Genomic DNA, 20,011 nt, shown 5'->3' on the forward strand with positions numbered 1-20,011 from the left:
GGCGAGTCTTTTATCTTATTTTACATTGGGGCAATCCACATAATTGGGGTGCGAGGTGATCACGATCGCAACACGGTTTTCCTGATCGGGTGTGTTGTCAGCGCCGGGAACTTCACCGATCGGTTTTGCAATGAGTTGACCGGGCCTGGCGCCATTGTCTATCAATCGTTTTATTACTTCTTTGGCTCTCCTCTCCGACAAATCCTGGTTGTAGTCCGGTTTGCCGACGGTATCCGTCGATGCCGTGACGGTTGCAGTCGCATCGGGATGCTCTTTTAACCAACTGCCCACTTTGCCGATCGTGTCGTCCTTGGTTTTAAAGGGTACCGCGCTGCCCGTTTTGAAGTAAGCGACAGTATCGTGAATCGCTTCTTTTTTATGGTGATTATGGCCGTGCACTTCGGTCAGCCACAGACACATTGCCTTCTCGGCTTCCAAACGATGGCGCGCGGCTGATTTAGCGGCATCCAGCGCTTTTTGCTTCTCGTTGATATTCCAGTAGTGATTCTTTTCCAGATGACCCAGAATCTCATTAGCGGTTTCTAGATCTTCTTCGGATTGCTCTTGATGAAACATGGCTTGCCCGTAGTGACCCATCCGGGCAGCCTTTATTTCGGCTTTCAGATCTTCCGTATCGGTTTTGGGCGTAGCGCAAGCGGTTAGAAACAGGATCGAAATCGCCAGCGGCAAGGCGTGATATTTTTTCATGATGATATCCTCGTGATTGAATTAGTCGCAGCGAAACTACTCGCCATCGTCCAATGGGCCGTATTGGGTCCAGTAACCGGGGTAATGCAAGCCGAAATAACGGCTGTCTTCACTGAAACGATCCCAGACATAAGCCGGTGAAGCAAATTCGGCCGTTGGAATCGGTGAAGTGATGACTTCCACGCCACCCACCAATGTCCGGCTTACCCCTTGTATGACTCCACGGATAAGCCCCCATGTCAGACCTACCAGAATGTTTTGATCATTGGTGATGTTGATCACGTTCTTGGGAATTTCGATAAAACCGAAAGCTATGTTGGCGGCGCCCTGGCTTAGTTTGTCGAAAAAGTAGCTTTCCGCTTTGGCTGGCGACGTCATCATGAGAAAACACGTCAATATGCAGGCGGTCAGGATTTTATTTTTACTCATGAGTAGCTCCTTGTTTTTAGAATTGAAACTACGCGAGACCATGCACAAGCGCTTGAAAGTGCAGACCTCACACCGATCTTTACTTCGTTTGCCGACTTGCTTGAAAATCCGTTAGAAAGCCGCTACTCATGATAGGCCTATCAATCCGGCAAAAAAATAAGTATTTACTTATTTCTGTCTAAGCTAATTGCTTATATGCAAGACAATGCCGGTAATTATTTACAACCAGCCAATGCGCTTGAAACGGATATAGAGAAAAAGACAAGCCAGGCAAATAGTCAATAGCGCCAGCGGGTAACCGTATTCCCATTGCAATTCGGGCATATGCTCGAAATTCATCCCCCAAATTCCAACCAATGCCGTGGCGGCGGCGAAAATCCCCGCCCATGCGGCCAGGCGCTTGCTGACCTCGTTGTTTTCAATGGCGCCGATCGAGAGATTGACCTGGATAGCCGTGCTGATCGTATCGCGGATGGTGTCGATGGAAGCGTTAATGCGGATCAAGTGATCGTAGACATTGCGGAAATAATCGCGGATATTGGCGCACAACACGGGGCCGCGGTTACCCGACAGTTTTCCGGCAACTTCCATCAGTGGAGCGACCACATGCTTCAGGGTGGTGATTTTCCGCTTCAATGCGTAGAGCCGTTCGATATTGCTGAGCCCGGCTTCCTTGGTGAAAATCTGCTCTTCGATCTCTTCCAGTTCGGATTCCAGCAAATCGATGGTAGGAAAATAGCGGTCGACTACGGCATCCATCAACGCATACAGAACAAATCCAGGTCCTTGCTGCAACAGATGCGGTTCACGTTCGCAGCGTTCGCGCACGCTGAGGAAATGTTGCTGGCTCTGGTTCCTGACTGACAAAATATAATTCGGGCCGACAAAAACATGCATTTCGCCAAGGCTCATTTCTCCGTCGTGGTAATCCAGCAGGTGCATGACCACGAAAACCGATTCGCCGTATTCCTCCAGCTTAGGACGCTGGTGACCGTGATGCGCGTCTTCCACCGCCAATTCATGAAGATCGAATTCCGATTTCAATTTATCCAGTTCTTCATGCGTGGCGTCGCGCAGCGCAACCCAGACGAAACACCCCGGACGTTCGAGGTAATCGCTGATTTCCTCCACGGCAAGATCGGTCAAGCGGGCGCCGTTTTCGTAAGCAACACAATTGATGAGCACGTTAAAATCCTTGCCATGGTTAAGAAGTGCCAGTCTACCCGCTTCATGCCGGATTCACTAGCATCGAACCTGATCTGAAAATATACATTGCGGAGAATGAATCCGGGCATCCGTCAAAAACATCGCGAAGGAGAAATTGAGAATGAGTAAATAATTAAAAATAAGCAAAATGCTTATTCACATAGTCAACCGGCAACTCTAAGATAAAAAAATGGGTTGGTGATGATTGAATTTTTTAAGCGAGCAGCGGCCAGGCAAGGCGGAATTTGGGAAAAGAGCACAATTTACAAGGTGTAATTGTAAGTGAACATTCTGAGTCCGATTTCGACACAGCATGGCCAAGCCAGCCGTTGAACAAAGCTTCCCTGTTTATTAATTAAATTTTGCAGTTTTTAATTCTCTAATCCACCCGCCCAAATGAACTATTGATTATATATTTCAATGCGCTTTGCATTATTTATGGAAACGCTGATTAATTGACTGCACGAGCGAATCGATTTGTTGCGCGGTACTCTCATTCGCGCCTACCTTACTGATATGTCTCGGTTGCTATGTTCCGCGCGCCTCGCGCTTCATCTCGTCCGCCGGATTGATCAGTGTTTCCTTAAACCTGTGTAACTTGGGAGTGAAAATTCATTATGAAAAAAATGATCTCGGCGGTTTTCTTGGGCGTACTGTTAATGGGATTATTATCCGCTTGCTCGACAACACAAAAAATAACGAATTCAGCAAGAACAGCCACTGAGCAATTACTCCTCAGTGAAGCAATCTCACGCAGTCTTTCTAAACAGATTGATTCACCGTTACCTATGCCAAAAGGGGCGATTATTAAATTGGATGTTGCCGGATTGACACCGGATAAAGATATGGCGAAAGGTGTGGTGGCCGGATGGCTGGGGCTATTGGGATACACAGCGCAGGATGGCGCGGAAAAAGCGACGCATCGCATTAACGTTGTAATCGATTCACTGGGTTCCGAAACAGGCAATACATTCTTCGGGATCCCTCCCATTCAAGCCTCTTTAATACCGATTTCGCTACCCGAATTGGCACTCTTTAAAGCTGATCTGCAAAGCGGCTATGCAAAATTTCATTTAGATGTTTTTGAGATGCCATCTGGACGGTTCATTACCTCATCCGCGCCGTTCATCGCCGATACCTACTATAACGCATACACCTTATTGTTCTTAATCAGCTTTCATAGAACCGATTTGGATTCACCGCCAAAGTTAAGCATATTTCCCAGGTGGACGAATTAGACAAGACGAGGAAAAGGAGTAGAGGACCGGGGAACTCATCCGCGCGAGCCTGTTTCAGAGCTGCCACCCCGTTTGCCAGATCGGGGCTATGCATTTTCAATAATAACTGACCCTTTTTTTAAAGTTATGGCCGGGCTTTGCATGAATCCCGGCAACGCGTCCTCTTCCCAATACATTGATGGCTACCGTACGTCCTATACCCTGAGCAATCCCTCCATTCGCTGTTAATTGTTCCGGTAGCATGCGAGAATCGGCTTTAACTCCAAGGAAACCCTTCGGGTGAGGTATTTCAATCAAGTTTGGATTTATTGAAACAGCTATCTGCCCGGATAATTTTGCTTTTTCACAGCTCATGATCGAAAAACTGAAGTGGAATATCAGCCATTCGGCTAATTAGCTTTTGAGTCGAATGAATATCGTTTTTAAAACAATAACAACGCATGGCCATCAAAAAATCCGAACTTTATTCTTCCCTGTGGTCGAGCTGCGATGAACTGCGCGGCGGCATGGATGCCAGCCAGTACAAAGACTACGTGCTGGTGATGCTGTTCATCAAGTACGTCAGCGACAAATACGCCGGCCAGCCGTTCGCGCCGATCACCATCCCGCCCGGCGCGAGTTTCGAGGACATGGTCGCGCTGAAAGGCAAGCCCACCATCGGCGACAACATACTCGGCGATGCCTACGAATATCTGATGCGCCATTTCGCCACCGAAAGCGGCAAAAGCAAGGGGCAGTTCTACACCCCGGCGGAAGTCAGCCGCATCATGGCGCGAATGAACATGATCCTGCACGACAACCCCGGCGCGGAAATCATGCAAGACATGATGCAAGACCTGCTGACAAGCCGTGTCCGATTGGATTAATGAAAAACCCACCCTGATAAGGAACCGACATGAAAATTTCAACCATACTCGATCACATCGATAACGGTCACATGGCATTGCCGGAGTTTCAGCGCGGGTACGTATGGAACAAGGAGCAGGTCAGGGGGTTGTTCGATTCGCTTTATCGCAAGCACCCGGTTGGCGGCTTGCTGGTTTGGGCAACTGATTCATCCGCTGCAGCCTATCGGGGCGATGGAGAGCTGGCGCGAGGCATCGTCAAGCTTCTGCTGGATGGCCAACAGCGCATTACTTCGTTATATGGCGTGATCCGAGGTAAAGCGCCAAAGTTCTTCGATGGTAACCCGGCAGCGTTTACCGGATTGCAATTTAATCTTGAAAACGAAACTTTCGCTTTTTACCAGCCTATTAGAATGCAGGGTAATCCTTTATGGATCGATGTCACAGCGATCATGCAAAAGGGCAATGGGGGAATGGGCGAATTCATTACCAAAATTCTCACTGAGCCACGTATCGGTGAGTACACTTCGCGCATGGGCCGGTTATTGGCCATACTGGATATTGAACTGCATATCGATGAAGTGACGGGGGAAGATAAAACGCTGGATGTGGTTGTCGATATTTTTAACCGGGTTAATAGCGGCGGTACCAAGTTATCCAAAGGCGATCTGGCTCTTGCAAAAATTTGCGCGGACTGGCCCGAGGCGCGCGACAGCATGAAACAAAAAATCAAGGAATGGCATCAGGCGGGCTATGATTTCAATTTGGATTGGCTGTTGCGTTCAGTCAACACGGTGCTGACGGGTGAAGCCAAGTTTCAGTATTTGCACGATAAGGATGCAGCACAAATTCAAGATGGTTTGAAGCGCGCTTCCAAGTATATCGATACCAGTTTGAACTTAATTGCCGGACGTCTGGGACTGGATCACGATCAAGTGTTATTCGGCCGTTTTGCGATTCCTGTCATGGTGCGATACCTTGATTTGTATGGCGGCTCGTTGAATGAAATCGATCGGGATAAGCTGTTGTTTTGGTTTGCACAGTCAGGCATGTGGGGGCGTTTTTCGGGATCGACAGAATCCTATATCGATAAGGATCTGGAAGTCTTAACCAGTGAAAACAACAGCCTCGATGCTTTGCTTGAACAGTTACGCCTTTGGCATGGAGGATTGCGCATAGAACCGGGGCATTTCACAGGATGGAGCCTAGGCGCGCGTTTCTACCCGGTTTTATATATGCTGACCCGCATGGGTGAGTCACGGGACTGGGGAACGGGATTGCCTTTGAGAGCCAATCTGCTCGGTAGAATGAGCCGGCTGGAAGTGCATCATATTTTCCCCAAAGCGCAATTGTATAAACGCAACTACCGAAAAAGCGAAGTCAATGCCATTGCCAATTTCTGTTTCTTAACCAAGGATACCAATCTGAATATCAGTGATCGTTTACCTGAAATTTATTTTGCCGAAGTGGAAGAGAAGCACCCCGGTGCACTGACTACGCAGTGGATACCGATGGATACATCGCTATGGCGAATTGAAAACTATCGTGATTTTCTCGAACAACGGAAGCTATTGCTGGCCGAAGAAGCCAATAAGCGTATGGCGTCCCTGCTGCATGACGATTATCAATGGCTGGAGGGTGCGATCAGGCGTTATTCGGAAAACATAGTATTGGGTGGCATAACCAGCGTAATAGAAGAATCCGAACTGGAAGAACTGAATAACTGGGTTCAAGCGCAGGGACTGCCCCTGGGTATCATGTCGTATGATTACACTGAACAAGAAACTGGCGAGCAGAAAGCCGTCTTTGATTTGGCATGGCCGGATGGTATCCAGGAAGGATTGAGTACCCCAATTGCCGTTTTGCTGGATGAAGAAAAAGAAACGATTGCACTGGCCAGTCAGGTAGGTTTCAGGTGTTTTACCAGTACGGAAGAATGCAAAAGTTATATAAAAACTGAAATTCTGGTTGCGGAATAATCACGTCATCTATCAGCAAATAAAAGATCGCCGACCTCGCCAAGTAGGTTTCAACGAAACAACCGGATGGACTGCCGGATTCGCTGAATACCCAAGCCAAGCGCGTGCTGTACAGCAATTTAGGCCAAAACGAGGCGCTGGCGTTGCAACTCAATGACGCAGTGATGAATCGCAAGGAAGATAGCTGGCGCGGGAATCAAGCGAAAGAGAACGAGATCAAACGCGCCATTTTCGACATCGTGCAGGATGCCGGTGAAGTCGAGCGGATTTTCGCCATCGTCAAACAGCAACGTGACTACTGAAATCCTGGCAATGAAATTGAATGATCTGGATGTCGAAATCATTCAAAAAGACATCAAGCATGTGCATTTGAGCGTCTATCCGCCCGATGGCAAGGTGAAAGTCTCCGCGCCGGTCAGCATGTCGCAGGACACCATTCGCGTATTTGTGATTTCCAAACTGGGATGGATCAAGAAACAGCAAAACAAATTGCGTGCGCAGCAACGCGAAGCGCCACGGGAATATATCGACCGTGAAAGCCATTATGTCTGGGGCAAGCGTTATCTGCTTAAAATACAAGAAAGAGATGCGCCGCCAAAGATCGAGCTCAAACATGACAAGCTGGTACTGTCGATCCGCCCCGAAACGACGCAGGAAAGAAAACAGGCTGTGCTGGAAGCCTGGTACCGCGAAAATCTCAAGCAAACGGTTCCCGAGCTGATTGAGAAATGGCAACCACTTATGGGTGTGTGCGTGAATCGATTTTATGTTCAGCGGATGAAAACCAAGTGGGGCAGTTGCAGCTTCCATTCGGGCAATATCCGGTTGAACACCGAATTGGCCAAAAAGCCGCTGGCTTGCCTGGAATATATCGTCGTGCACGAAATGACCCACCTGCTGGAACCGACGCACAACAGCCGCTTTATCGGACTGATGGATCGATTCCTGCCGAAGTGGCGCTTTTACCGGGACGAGTTGAACCGGTTGCCGGTCAGACATGAGGATTGGAGATATTGATCCCGGTTTATAACCGGTTGGTTGCATAGTTTCACGGCGGCCAACAAGCGCAGGGGAAATTGGCTATTGCTACCTGTATCTGTTGCGGAACCGGAAAAATAAATCAGTGCGCATTAGCGGCGAGGAGGCAGATGTATTACGATAGCCAGTCGTAAAACTCAAATCCGATGAGCCAGAACCTTTCTTAAATTGCGCTGGCTGATAATCCGGATGGCTCTGGCGGCATACACTGAGGACATACTGTGATGAATGCGTATCGAACCGATAAAGACTTACCAAAAGATTTTCTGGTCTTTCAGGAGGCGGGATTTTCCGATCCGGGTGACGAAAACCGGCCTAACCGCCTATGTGTTTGTTTCAGCGACGTGCATTTCACCGACGGCACGGTCGGCAATCAAAGTGCTGAGACTGTGGTTTGGGAAAATGTATTTGGCCGGATCAAGGAATTGTGCCGCCAGCATGATGTGCGCGAATTGCATCTGCTATTGGTTGGGGATGTCGTCGACATGATCCGTACCGCGCAGTGGGCAAAAACCGGTGTTTATCCTTGGGAGCGGGATAATCCGCAATTTAGAGAAAATCTGCAAGAAATTATCCAAGGGATTATTGAAAACCATAGCAAGCCCGGCACTCAATCGGGATTTTTCGCCCGGCTCAAGCGTTTATTCGTAGCCGATCACAGCGAGACCGCTGCCAAGCCCGGATTTTTCTATTGGCTCAACCAGCTTTCAGAAGATCTGAACAATGTCAGGATTCAGAAATTGGTGCTGCTCGGTAACCACGATAAGGAAATGCTGGCCGATAACGCGACGCTGAAGAAGTTTTATGAGGAATGTTTAGGACAGCCATTGCCGGCTTTGTCGGTGAACTACAAACAATGGATCGGGCAAATGTATTTCAGCGATCCGGATCATTATTTAACCAACAGCCCGGATACCGCGCCCTGGCTCCCGTTTTATTGGGGAGACCGGGGTTTCAGGCTCTTCGTCACGCATGGGCAGTGGAGGGACGAGGACAATTGCCGTGCCGTCAAGGCCAACCCGGGACTGCCCGGCTGGAAAGTAAGTGACGGCTGGGACTTGGCTGCTTGGCAGAAGCTCCAATATAGTCCTTTCACCGAGCCATGTTTCGGCGATACGGTGGCTGCCGGATTGCTGGCGGGATTCATATTCCGGACTAAGGCGCAATTGCAGAGCCTGATAAAGGATGAACCGCATTTGCACGATGAAATTAAGCGGCTGCTGCGGATTCTGGACGAATTGGATTTATACCGGCCGACTTATTTGGCTGTGGGAAGAATGATCGAGGAAACCTGGCGGTTACGGAAGAAGGGAGGAACCCTGATTCAAGCAAATGAAATCATCGAAAAGCAACTGCGTTTTTCCATGCACCAATGGCTGAGCTGGGATTTCACCCGGCAAAGCGCCAGGCCGCTGTTTAAAATTGCCATTATGTGCACCAGAATCCTGTTAGCGGCGATAAAACCCTTCAGTTCGCGGCTTGAATTGGGAGCGATCTATTTGATGATGCGCGCTCTGTCGAAATTGAAAACCGGCTTGATGAGCTTCAGCGATGCGCCTTCTTATAGGGAAATGCAGAGTTTCCCGGCCTTTTTGCCGGAATATCGCAATTACGGCTTCCGCATCCATAGCGAAGGCCATACGCACATTTCCTTGCAGGAAGAATTGTATTTTTCGGAACCAGCTCATTCCCTGAGTCATAAAAGTTATACCTATATCAACCTGGGGGCCTGGCGCGATCAGATCGTGACCGCAAAAAAAGGAAAATATCGCCGGCGCGGTATCGGACGGGCTTTATGCATTCTTGATCTGGTTCCGGAAGCTCAATCCGGCGAGGACGGAAAAAATCGCGAGCGCCGCTATAACTTCTGGATCGAAGATATCATGAGCTGGGGCGACAATCTGGACCGGCTGTAGGTGGTTAAAAGTTTGCTGCCGGCTTGGAAAAACGATTCAATTTACGGGAAGTTACTTTTTTTCATAAGGAGAGCAGAAAGGATTTATTTTTTCAGCTCTCTATTTCTATTGGCGTCCCCAAGGGGATTCGAACCCCTGTTACCGCCGTGAAAGGGCGATGTCCTAGGCCTCTAGACGATGGGGACAAAGTGATGTGTCGTTTATAGCACCGCTTAATCCGAGAAAAAACTGGTGGAGATAAGCGGGATCGAACCGCTGACCTCTTGCATGCCATGCAAGCGCTCTCCCAGCTGAGCTATACCCCCTGATTAAAGGAAGGGGGATTATACTGATGCCATGATGGCTTGTAAAGCAAAGATCATCCCGGAAAATTGCCGAGGTGGTTGTTCATGCGATTGAGTGTTTCTTCGCGCCCGAGCAGCGCCAAGACGGCATCGATCGAGGGAGTGTGGACTTCGCCGGTTACCATGACCCGCAGCGGCATAGCGATTGCCGGTAATTTGACATTGTGCGCTTTGGCGGCGGTTTTTATTTCCTGATGAATCGCTTCGCGTGTCCATTCAATCTGTTTGAATACCTCCATCAGGCCGGTCACGATCGGTTTGGCAGCCGCGGTCAAATGCTGCGTCTTCAGTTCTTCGGCAGGCTCCAGCGGGCGGTAAAAGTACACGGCGGCGTCGGCCAGTTCTTCGATGGTATTGACGCGTTCCTTGAGCAGCCCGGCAACTTGCGCCAGATCCGGGCCGCCATCGAGGCGGCAGCCATCATTCGTCAGAAAAGGCGCGGCCAGTTCAGCCAGACGCGCATTGTCGGTTGTTTTGAGGTACTGCTGGTTGATCCAATGCAGTTTTTCCGGATTGAATTTAGCCGGAGAACGGCTGATTGCGGATAAATCGAACCACTCGACCAACTGCTCGCGGCTGAAGATTTCCTCGTCGCCGTGCGACCATCCCAGTCTTGCCAGATAATTCAATAACGCTTCCGGCAAATAGCCATCGTCGCGATATTGCATCACTGAGACCGCACCGTGCCGTTTCGACAAACGCTCGCCGTTAGCGCCGAGAATCATCGGCACATGCGCGTATTCCGGCAGGGATGCTCCCAAGGCTTTGAGGATATTGATCTGGCGCGGCGTGTTGTTGACGTGATCGTCGCCGCGGATGACGTGTGTGATATTCATATCCAGATCGTCGATGACGACACTGAAGTTGTACGTCGGCACACCATCGCTACGCAGCAACACCAGATCGTCGAGTTCGTTGTTGGCGACGGTGATTTTGCCCTTGATCTGATCGCTGAAGGTGACATGGCCTTCCAGCGGATTTTTGAAGCGGAGAACCGGTTTTACACCGGCAGGCGGCGTTTTTTTGCTGTCGCGCCAGCGGCCGTCGTAGCGCGGCTTTAGGCCGGCTGCCAATTGCTGCTCGCGCATTTCCTCCAATTCTTCTTTGCTGGCGTAGCAATAATAGGCCAAATTATTTTGCAGCAATTGCTCAGCCGCTTCATGATAGCGCGCCAGTCGCTGCATCTGATAAAACGGCCCTTCGTCGTAATCCAATCCCAACCATTCCATACCATCCAGAATTGCTTGAATCGATTGCTGCGTGGAGCGTTCCAGATCGGTATCTTCGATGCGCAAGATAAATTTTCCGCCATGCTTGCGGGCATAAGCCCAGGAAAACAGCGCAGTGCGTGCGCCGCCAATGTGAAGATAACCGGTCGGGCTGGGTGCGAATCGTGTGCGTACCATCATGATTGTCGGGATTTTGTTGTGTTAATAATCGGAAAGCCGATAGTTTACGCGATTCCATTGCGCATGTTGATAGCCGTATGCAAGCCAAAGCCGATTATAATGTGCGCAATTTTCTATTCCACAGCTTAAATTGCTTGCACGACGATGCGTTTGCCTCATGACTGATTTGATCCATGACCTGATTTTTGCCGCTGCCGGCCGGACGCCGCATGCCGAGGCATTGTGCTATCAGGATCGGCGCATGGACTATGCCATGCTGGCAGGAGCAGTCGCGGCAACGGCCAACGGTTTGCGCGAACACGGCTTAAGCCGCGGCGAGCGTGTGGCGGTTTATCTCGAAAAACGTTTCGAGACCGTGATTGCGCTCTTTGCTTCAGCGGCGGCGGGCGGTGTTCTGGTGCCGGTGAATCCGGTGCTGAAGGCGGAGCAGGTGGCGTATATTCTGATCGATTGTAATGTCAGGATATTGGTCACTTCGCTGGAACGGTTGAAGCTGCTGCAAATGGTGTTGCCGCTTTGTCACGATTTACATACCGTGATCGTGGCCGATGCGGGCGATCATTTGCCTGGCATTGCCGGTCTTACGGTTGTCAGTTGGGAAGCGACGGTATCGGGCGGCAGTACTTATCCGTCATGCCAGGTGATCGATAGCGACATGGCGGCGATCATTTATACCTCGGGCAGTACCGGCAAACCGAAGGGAGTGGTGTTGTCGCACCGCAATCTGCTGGCCGGTGCGAAAAGTGTGACGCAGTATTTGCAGAATCGTGCAGATGACCGGATTTTGACGGTATTGCCGCTCAGTTTCGATTATGGCTTGAATCAGTTGACGACCGCTTTTTATGCCGGTGCAACCAATGTGCTGATGAATTATCTGCTGCCGCGCGACATCATCCGACTCGTCAACGAGCAGCAAATCACCGGTCTTGCAGCCGTGCCGCCGTTGTGGATTCAACTGGCGCAACTGGACTGGGGAAAAACTTCAACGCTGCGGTATATCACCAATTCCGGCGGCGCCATGCCGCGCGCCACATTGAATCAGCTACGCAGCGCTTTACCGCAAACGCAAATTTTTTTGATGTACGGTTTTACCGAAGCGTTCCGTTCGACTTTTCTGGCGCCGGAAGAACTGGAGCTGCGTCCGGATTCCATTGGCAAAGCGGTGCCGAATGCCGAGGTGTTGGTGTTGCGCGAAGACGGTTCGCAGTGTGCGCCGGGCGAGCCGGGTGAACTGGTGCACCGCGGATCTTTGGTGGCATTGGGGTATTGGAACGATGCGGAAAGAACTGCGCAGTGTTTCAAACCGGTGAAAGCGCGCCAGGCCGGATTGCCGTTGGCGGAGATCGCCGCTTGGTCCGGCGATACCGTGCGCATGGATGAAGAAGGTTTTTTGTATTTCATCGAACGCCGCGATGAAATGATCAAAACCTCGGGCTACCGGGTCAGTCCCACCGAGGTGGAGGAGGTGGCTTATGCATCGGAATGTGTTGCGGAAGCGGTTGCCGTCGGTGTGCCGCATCCCGTGTTGGGTCAGACGATCGTGCTGATCGCGACGGCGCGTAATGGTGCGAAACCGGATCAGGATATTCTGCTGCAAGCGTGCAGGCAGCGCTTGCCCGCGTATATGCTGCCCAGTCATATTGAGCTGCGTGAAGGCAACCTGCCGCGCAATCCGAACGGCAAAATCGACCGCAAATTACTGGCGCAGCAAATGCAACATTTGTTTATGGAACCCGGCCGGTGAGTAATGCGCCTCCGGAACATGCGCCGCTGGTGCAGTTTGCCGTGCAGGACGATTGTCTGCAAATCGGCGGCATGATTTTGACCCGGCTGGCGCAACGGGTCGGTAGCACACCGTTTTATGCCTACGACCGGCAAAAAATCAGCGAACGGATCGCATTGTTACGGCGGCATCTGCCGCAAGAGGTTTTACTGCATTACGCGATGAAAGCCAATCCGATGCCGGCCGTGGTGCAGCATGTGGCGGGTTTGGCCGATGGTTTGGATGTCGCCTCAAGCGGCGAAATGCGTGTGGCGCTGGATACGGGTCTGCCGCCGGAAAAGATCAGTTTTGCCGGACCGGGAAAAAGGGAGCACGAGTTGCGCAGCGCGGTTGCGGCGGGTGTGATGCTGAATATTGAATCCGTGCAGGAATTGGAATCGGTTGCACAACTGGGGATGAATCTTGGGATTACTCCCAAAGTCGCTATCCGCGTCAACCCGGATTTTGAACTCAAGTCTTCCGGAATGAAAATGGGTGGCGGGCCCAAGCCGTTCGGTATCGATGCCGAATGCGTGCCGGAGGCGTTGAGACGGTTGACCGTACTGGAATTGGATTTTACCGGCTTTCACATATTTAGCGGCTCGCAGAACTTGAATGCGGCAGCGTTGCAGGAAGCGCACGAAAAACCGTGCAGCTTGCTATCCGGCTGGCCGGATATGCGCCGGCACCGGTGCGCTTACTGAATATCGGCGGCGGTTTCGGTGTACCGTATTTTCCCGGCGAACGGGCGTTGGATCTTGCCGCTATTGGCGAGAATTTACAGCGCTTGATACCCGAAGTTCGGAAGCAGTTGCCAGATGCTCGGATTGCGCTTGAATTAGGGCGCTATATTGTCGCCGAAGCGGGTATTTATGTCTGCCGCGTGCTGGAACGTAAAATCTCGCGCGGGCAGGTCTTTCTCATCACGGATGGCGGTTTGCATCATCATTTGGCGGCCTCCGGCAATTTCGGCCAGGTTATCCGCAAGAATTATCCAGTCTTGATCGGCAATAAAGTCCGGGGCGCGGAAAGGGAAGTGGTTTCCGTTGTCGGGCCTCTATGCACGCCGCTGGATGTGTTGGCTGATCAGCTGCCGATGGCCAAAGCATCTGCGGGTGATTTGGTTGTCGTGTTACAGTCGGGCGCCTATGGTTTGACCGCCAGTCCGACCGCTTTTTTGAACCACCCGCAGCCTATCGAAGTGCTGGTTTGATTCATTCAATTTCATCACTCTATGCATCGATGTTGTTTATTGTGCACAAGCGCTTATCTTTGTTGTAATTCTGCTGATAAATGATAAAGATCAGTTGAATATTCGCTTTAAATATACTTAAATGGCTGCTGAAGTCAGTATGTGTCACTTATTGAACGGAAGGTCTTGTTTCTTGTAATTGAAAATAGAAAATGCACTGGAGATTCTGTGTTTTTTCGTGGATGACATAACGCGGGTGCGGTTTACTATTTTTACACTTTTTTAATGACAACAATAATTCGCAGAGGTGTTAAAAATGAGGGTAACTGGTTGCTTGCTTAATTGGGTGCTTCAATGAATGATTTGTATCAAAATTTTCAAAAATTCTTTGAAATTGTAGTTGCTGATACAACTGAATTGCTTGAGCATGTTTATAGAATCCGCTATCAGGTATTTTGTGTCGAGCATAATTTTCTTGATGCTTCGCTCTATCCGGACAAATTGGAAAAAGACGATTATGACAATCACTCAAGTCATGTGCTTTTGCGCTATCGGCCAACCGGAGATTTTATTGGTACGGTGCGGTTAATTTTGCCTGATTTGTCAAAACCTGAAAAACTTTTGCCCGTCGAGTTGTACAGCCAAACGGATCCGGCGTTATGCGATATCAAGTCGCTTCCGCGGCAGCAAACTGCCGAAATTTCGCGTTTTTTGGTGACTAACCAATTTGATCGGCGTAAAGACGAGCGGCGCAAAGAAGATCGCCGTAAGCAAACGACCGAGATTGACGGTGATCAAAGAGGCGCGCAAGATCGCCGCTCAACAGATCGCCGCTCTGGATTGAGCATTGGCTTAGTGCTGATGTCCGGCGTTATGCGTATGTCGGTTAGATACAATATCCGGCATTGGTTATCTGTTGCTGAGCCTGCGCTAAACAAACTGATGGGTTTTTATGGTTTGAATTTTAATCCAATCGGCCCGCCGGTAAATTATCATGGCATTCGCCGGCCTTATTACGTCAAAGTAGAGGATGCACTCGAAAAAATGTATAAGGAGCATCATGATGCTTGGGAAGTCGTAACCGATTGCGGTACCTATAACCTCATGCATATCAATTAATGTAATGGAATAAATCTGAATCGGGAATCTGTTTCTTGAACTTATTTCATTTCCTTATACGCATCCGATTATCAAAGCGATATTGGTTAAGGGTTAGAGCCAGCCTGTGTTTTGCGCTGACGCTATGCCTTTGCGGTATAGAGAGTGAAGCCAGGGCGGATGATTATTACGAAATTGTAACCAACCCCAGTGTAAACGAAAAAATCCTCTCGGCTAATTCGTTACGTTCTATTTTCAGCATGCGTTTAAAAACCTGGTCTGACGGAACCAAGATCAGAGTTTTTGTATTATCCGATGATGATCAATTGCATCAAATCGTTTCCAAGGAAAAGTTAAACGTTTTTCCTTATCAATTGAGATCTACTTGGGACCGATTAGTATTCTCGGGTACCGGTCAGGCCCCGATCAAAGTTCATTCAAGCGAAGAAATGCTTGCCAAAGTTGCCAGCACACCGGGCGCAATAGGTTATTTATGGAGAGCCAATATTAATGAAAATGTTAACGTGCTCGAGATTAAGTAGCTATTTCATGCGCTCTGTCCGGCGGCTGGTAAGGGGCTTTGCTGTGCTATCGGTTATCGTCGGTGTCTCCGCTCAGGCGCAGCAGCTTGAACAGCCGCAAAAGCAATCCGAGTCCGCCAACCCTCCGGTTAAATGGGTGCAAACGAAAGATTTGCCGGCCGAGGCTACCGAGACTGGCAAAGCTCAGGAAAAAGCCGGTGTGGTAAGTACGGCATTAAAGTGGCTGCGCTCGGCCGATCGCCCGGGAGATCTGCAAATTCATGGATTCATCTCGCAGGCGTATCTGGTTACTTCGGATAATGATGTTTTTGGCAATAGCGACAAGGGTGGTAGTTTTGGTTTGACCGAAGCCGGACTCAATGCTTCGGTGCGGCCATTGCCGAAGCTGCAATTATCGGCGCAAGTGTTGTCGCGCCGTGCGGGTGAGGGGAACACGGGCATGCCGCGGCTCGATTATGCTTTCCTGGATTACCGCTTATATTCTCATGAAACGAATCAATTGGGCATTCGCATCGGCAGGATAAAGAATCCGTTCGGGTTTTACAACGAAACCCGGGATGTGGCCTTTACGCGTCCGAGCATCATGCTGCCGCAGTCGATTTATTTCGACCGTTCCCGCAATGTCGGTCTTTCCAGTGATTCCGTGCAACTTTACGGTGATGTGGCGGTATCCGATTGGGGTACGCTGTCCACGCAATTCGGCGTGACGCTGCCGATCGTCAGCAACAAGGAGTGGGAAAGCTCATTGCTAGGCGGCATACAGCCGGGACACATGAAACGGGAAGTATCCTACATAGGCCGCGGGATTTTTGAAACGAACGATAAACGGCTGCGTTTGGGCGTTAGCGGGATATGGTTGAATACAGCCTACGATCCGCTTGGTGTTAATGATCTGCTGGGTTCCGGGGCGCTGGAATTTACTCCGGTCTTTTTCTCCGCGCAGTACAACACGGAGCGCTGGACGTTAACATCCGAATACGCGATCCGGCCGTTTAAATACGATGATAGTTTTAAAGCGCCGGCGTTGAGCGGATTGCACTTCGTCGGTGAAAGCTACTACTTTCAAGGTGAATATCGCTTTACCCCGAAATTGGAAGGTATTTTGCGGTATGATGCGCTATTCACCGATCGATCGGATCGAAGCGGAAATCAATGGGCTGCGCTGAATCCTATGCGCCAAGGTTTGGAACACTCGCGTTTTGCCAGGGATATCACCGTCGGTTTACGCTGGAATGTTACACCGGAATTCATGCTGCGCGCGGAGTATCATTATGTGAATGGAACCGGGTGGTTGTCACGGCTGGATAATCCGAACCCGAGAGACACTATAAAAAATTGGGATCTTTTCGCAATTCAAGCATCCTATCGTTTCTAAGAAAGCTGTAACTCTGATGGAAAGTAGCTCCGGAACTAAAATGGGAAAAATATCCATTGCGCCAAACCATAAAGGCCGCAGATTCCGCAGCCTGAGATGGAAGATCTCACTGAGCAGCAGCATGATTCTGCTGGCGGTTGTAATGCTTTTTTGCTTCATCAGCTACCTCGGGTTAATGGCCAATTTCGACAATCAACGGGAAGTCGAATACCGGCGTTATTCCAGGGAAGTCACGAGTCTGATCAAAAACACGTCACAGAATTTATATCAGTTGGCCGAGATGATTCCATTTCTGGATGGAATGAGAAATGCCTTGCTGATCAATGACGGCGAGAGCATCAGTAAAGTTTTCGATCCCCATTGGGCGTTGCTGCAATTTCACAACGGCGTTGAGTTCGTTCATTTTTATAATCTGCAAAATCAGTTAAACGCCAGCTGGGATAGTCTGGATACCCAGAGCGACGGCAACAAGTTATTGGCAACTTGGGTGAGTCATGTCAATCAATCGGAAAGGCCGATAAATCCTTTGCTTTGCCGGGAAAACTGCATTCAATATATCGTTGCGCCTTTATTGGTGGAAGGAAAAAAAGCCGGCGTCGTGGTGATGGGAATATCGCTGGCGGATATGTTTCTGGCGTTCAAACGGATAGCGGGCACTGATATCGGCTTGCTGATCAAGGAACAGAATAATCTGCTGCCGCCGAACGACGCCGATTATTTACGCTGGAATATTCATGTTTCAGCATTGACTAATAAGGAAAAGAATTTAGAGGTTCTAAAAAAAACCTCGCATTTGCACCCGAATCTGATTGCACTGAATAATGGCACTCAGATCCGCTGGAACGATCAGTATCTGCAAATAAAATTATTTCCGCTCGATTCGTATGAGCCCGATAAAGCGCACTTGATCGTGATTACCGATGTCACTGCCGCAGTCAGTAATATTTACGACTCCATTTGGAAAATTGCATTGATCGGTTTGCTCGGGTTGATTTTCTCGGAAATATTATTGTTTCTGATTTTTACCCGGTTGCTTGCAAAACTAAAGGATGTTGCTTTTGTTTTGCCCTTGCTGGCCAATGGACAGTTTGAGAAGTTCCGCTTGTCACTGGCTTCCAACGATCACGTGCAACGTTTCAGGGATGAGGTGGATACGCTCTCGGAAGCAGCCGTGTCCTTATCTTTGCAACTGGAGAAACTGGAACAGGAGGTGTCCACGCGCACTAAAATGCTCATTGAGCAAAAGAATGAGCTCAGTAAAGAAAGGGATTTCGTCGAGAACCTGCTCGATACCGCACAGGCGATCGTGTTGACACAGAATGTCGAAGGTAAAATCATGTCGTTGAATGCTTATGGCGAGATGCTGACCCGTTACACCGAAAACGAGCTGCAAGGAAGGTCTTTCCTTAGCATCCTAGTTCCAGAGTATGAATCGCAGGATTTGCTGATGCGCTTTAAAGAAATTCACAGCGGACAAAGAATGCAGTTGCGGCATGAAGCGATTACCCATTGCAAAGATGGTACAATGCGGCATGTCGCTTGGTTGCATTCACATCTCAGCCAGCAGTCGGCGGATGATCCATCGATTTTGTCCGTAGGCTTGGATGTTACCGAATATAAACGTGTTGAGGGGCACCTAGCTTGGCTGGCGGACCATGATCCGTTGACCAATTTGTATAACCGGCGACGATTTAGCGATGAGCTGGAACAAGTGCTCAGTCGCGCGGAGCGTTACCGTCATCCCGGCGCGTTATTATTTTTTGATCTCGATCGCTTTAAATACATTAATGACATCAGCGGTCATCAAGCAGGAGATACGCTGCTTAAAATGGTGGCCGGCATGCTGACTCAAACGATCCGGGCGGATGATATCACCGGCCGTTTAGGCGGTGATGAATTTGCCATCATTCTGCCGGAAATCAACGCCAACGGTGCGATCGAAGTGGCCAAGAAAGTTTTGGATCAATTGGGTCAGGCGCAATTGACCATTAACAACCGCACCCATAAGATTTCAGCCAGCATCGGTATTGCACTATTTCCCGAGCATGGCGCCAATATTCATGACTTACTGGCTGCCGCGGATCTGGCCATGTATCAAGCCAAGGCGATGGGACGCAATGCCTGGTACCTATTCTCCGATAAAGACCGTAGCCGTGAGCGTATTCATACGTTGGTTTATTGGAAAGAGAAAATAGAGTATTCGCATTTGCATGATAACTTCATGTTGTATTTGCAGCCGATCATGCAAGTAAAAACCAAAGAAATCTCGCACTATGAAGTATTGTTGCGGATGCAGGATAAGGACGGCTCGATATTGTCGCCCGGTGAATTTATTCCGGCTGTCGAACATACCGGATTAATTCACGCGATTGATCACATGGTGCTGCGTAAAGCCATTGCGCAAGTGGCCAAAATTTATCAAGCGGGATTCAAGGTCAGCTTCTCGATCAACCTCTCTGCGCATGCATTTAACGATCCTGAGCTATTGCCGATTCTCAAGGAAGAATTGACCTCGCAAAAAATGGATCCCGCCAGTGTGATGTTCGAAATCACCGAAACCGCGGCACTAGAAGATTTACCCGGTGCGCGCGGATTGATGATCGAAATTAAAGAGCTGGGTTGCGGTTTCGTGCTGGATGATTTCGGTGTCGGTTTTTCTTCGTTCTATTATCTCCGAGAGCTGCCGGTTGATGTTGTTAAAATCGATGGCTCGTTTATTCGTAATTTGTCCGAAAGCAGCGATGATCTGATCCTGGTTAACGCACTGTGCAGTGTAGCCCGCGGTTTCGGCAAGAAAATTACGGCGGAATTTGTGGAAAGCGCCGAGATACTGTCACTCATCGAGAAGATGGATATTGATTACGCACAAGGGTACTACATTGGAAAGCCCGCGCCGGTCAGCGAATTCTTTTTGCAGTAGGGCGCCGCTC

General features: G+C 49.6%; 16 protein-coding genes, 2 tRNA genes and 1 pseudogene. 12 read left to right on the top strand and 7 right to left on the bottom strand.

Annotated features, from left to right (window positions below):
• Positions 1-15: 15 nt before the first annotated feature.
• The 3 genes from HRU77_00665 to corA form a co-directional block, all read right to left on the bottom strand.
• Positions 16-708, bottom strand: coding sequence for an OmpA family protein (locus HRU77_00665; protein QOJ19339.1), 693 nt, complete (start codon positions 706-708; stop codon positions 16-18).
• Positions 709-744: 36 nt separating this feature from the next.
• The gene (locus HRU77_00670; GenBank protein ID QOJ19340.1) at positions 745-1,137 is read right to left on the bottom strand and encodes an exosortase system-associated protein, TIGR04073 family; all 393 of its coding nucleotides are present in this window, start codon (positions 1,135-1,137) and stop codon (positions 745-747) included.
• Between the two features lie 219 nt (positions 1,138-1,356).
• Positions 1,357-2,322, bottom strand: coding sequence for a magnesium/cobalt transporter CorA (gene corA, locus HRU77_00675; GenBank protein ID QOJ19341.1), 966 nt, complete (start codon positions 2,320-2,322; stop codon positions 1,357-1,359).
• A 635-nt stretch (positions 2,323-2,957) separates the two neighbouring features.
• Here corA and HRU77_00680 point away from each other — a divergent pair.
• Positions 2,958-3,581, top strand: a complete 624-nt coding sequence (locus HRU77_00680) for a hypothetical protein (GenBank protein QOJ22010.1) — start codon at positions 2,958-2,960, stop codon at positions 3,579-3,581.
• A gap of 96 nt (positions 3,582-3,677) precedes the next feature.
• Here HRU77_00680 and HRU77_00685 read toward each other — a convergent pair whose 3' ends face one another.
• Positions 3,678-3,935 (bottom strand): hypothetical protein, encoded by a 258-nt coding sequence (locus HRU77_00685; GenBank protein QOJ19342.1) that lies wholly within the window; start codon positions 3,933-3,935, stop codon positions 3,678-3,680.
• A gap of 86 nt (positions 3,936-4,021) precedes the next feature.
• On the opposite strand from HRU77_00685, the gene HRU77_00690 reads away from it, so the two are divergent.
• From HRU77_00690 to HRU77_00710, 5 genes are all read left to right on the top strand, one after another.
• Positions 4,022-4,447 (top strand): SAM-dependent DNA methyltransferase, encoded by a 426-nt coding sequence (locus tag HRU77_00690; GenBank protein ID QOJ19343.1) that lies wholly within the window; start codon positions 4,022-4,024, stop codon positions 4,445-4,447.
• Positions 4,448-4,476: 29 nt separating this feature from the next.
• Positions 4,477-6,405, top strand: coding sequence for a DUF262 domain-containing protein (locus HRU77_00695; GenBank protein ID QOJ19344.1), 1,929 nt, complete (start codon positions 4,477-4,479; stop codon positions 6,403-6,405).
• A gap of 104 nt (positions 6,406-6,509) precedes the next feature.
• Positions 6,510-6,707 (top strand): hypothetical protein, encoded by a 198-nt coding sequence (locus HRU77_00700; protein ID QOJ19345.1) that lies wholly within the window; start codon positions 6,510-6,512, stop codon positions 6,705-6,707.
• Positions 6,708-6,717: 10 nt separating this feature from the next.
• Positions 6,718-7,422, top strand: a complete 705-nt coding sequence (locus HRU77_00705; GenBank protein QOJ19346.1) for a M48 family metallopeptidase — start codon at positions 6,718-6,720, stop codon at positions 7,420-7,422.
• 245 nt (positions 7,423-7,667) lie between these two features.
• On the top strand, positions 7,668-9,359 hold the full coding sequence (locus tag HRU77_00710) for a hypothetical protein (protein QOJ19347.1): 1,692 nt from the start codon (positions 7,668-7,670) through the stop codon (positions 9,357-9,359).
• Positions 9,360-9,468: 109 nt separating this feature from the next.
• Here the strand turns inward: HRU77_00710 and HRU77_00715 are convergent.
• The 3 genes from HRU77_00715 to gltX form a co-directional block, all read right to left on the bottom strand.
• Positions 9,469-9,544 (bottom strand) — tRNA-Glu (locus HRU77_00715).
• 44 nt (positions 9,545-9,588) lie between these two features.
• Positions 9,589-9,664, bottom strand: a tRNA-Ala gene (locus HRU77_00720).
• Positions 9,665-9,717: 53 nt separating this feature from the next.
• On the bottom strand, positions 9,718-11,109 hold the full coding sequence (gltX, locus tag HRU77_00725; GenBank protein ID QOJ22011.1) for a glutamate--tRNA ligase: 1,392 nt from the start codon (positions 11,107-11,109) through the stop codon (positions 9,718-9,720).
• A gap of 160 nt (positions 11,110-11,269) precedes the next feature.
• Here gltX and HRU77_00730 point away from each other — a divergent pair, with 160 nt between their 5' ends.
• The 6 genes and pseudogenes from HRU77_00730 to HRU77_00755 all read left to right on the top strand — a co-directional run bounded on the left by HRU77_00730 (position 11,270) and on the right by HRU77_00755 (position 20,001).
• On the top strand, positions 11,270-12,856 hold the full coding sequence (locus tag HRU77_00730; protein QOJ19348.1) for an acyl-CoA ligase (AMP-forming), exosortase A system-associated: 1,587 nt from the start codon (positions 11,270-11,272) through the stop codon (positions 12,854-12,856).
• A pseudogene (locus tag HRU77_00735) lies at positions 12,853-14,087 on the top strand (pyridoxal-dependent decarboxylase, exosortase A system-associated). The gene HRU77_00730 and the pseudogene HRU77_00735 overlap by 4 nt, the downstream one beginning before the upstream one ends.
• A 333-nt stretch (positions 14,088-14,420) precedes the next feature.
• Complete coding sequence (locus tag HRU77_00740; protein ID QOJ19349.1) at positions 14,421-15,185, top strand: PEP-CTERM/exosortase system-associated acyltransferase; 765 nt, start codon at positions 14,421-14,423, stop codon at positions 15,183-15,185.
• A gap of 35 nt (positions 15,186-15,220) precedes the next feature.
• Positions 15,221-15,706, top strand: coding sequence for a hypothetical protein (locus tag HRU77_00745; GenBank protein ID QOJ19350.1), 486 nt, complete (start codon positions 15,221-15,223; stop codon positions 15,704-15,706).
• Positions 15,675-17,081, top strand: a complete 1,407-nt coding sequence (locus tag HRU77_00750; GenBank protein ID QOJ19351.1) for a hypothetical protein — start codon at positions 15,675-15,677, stop codon at positions 17,079-17,081. Before HRU77_00745 ends, HRU77_00750 begins: the two co-directional genes overlap by 32 nt.
• 16 nt (positions 17,082-17,097) lie before the next feature.
• Positions 17,098-20,001 (top strand): EAL domain-containing protein, encoded by a 2,904-nt coding sequence (locus HRU77_00755; protein QOJ19352.1) that lies wholly within the window; start codon positions 17,098-17,100, stop codon positions 19,999-20,001.
• The last annotated feature ends 10 nt before the right edge of the window (positions 20,002-20,011 follow it).

The sequence above is a fragment of the Gammaproteobacteria bacterium genome (genome assembly GCA_015709615.1).
GTDB lineage: Bacteria > Pseudomonadota > Gammaproteobacteria > Burkholderiales > Nitrosomonadaceae > Nitrosomonas.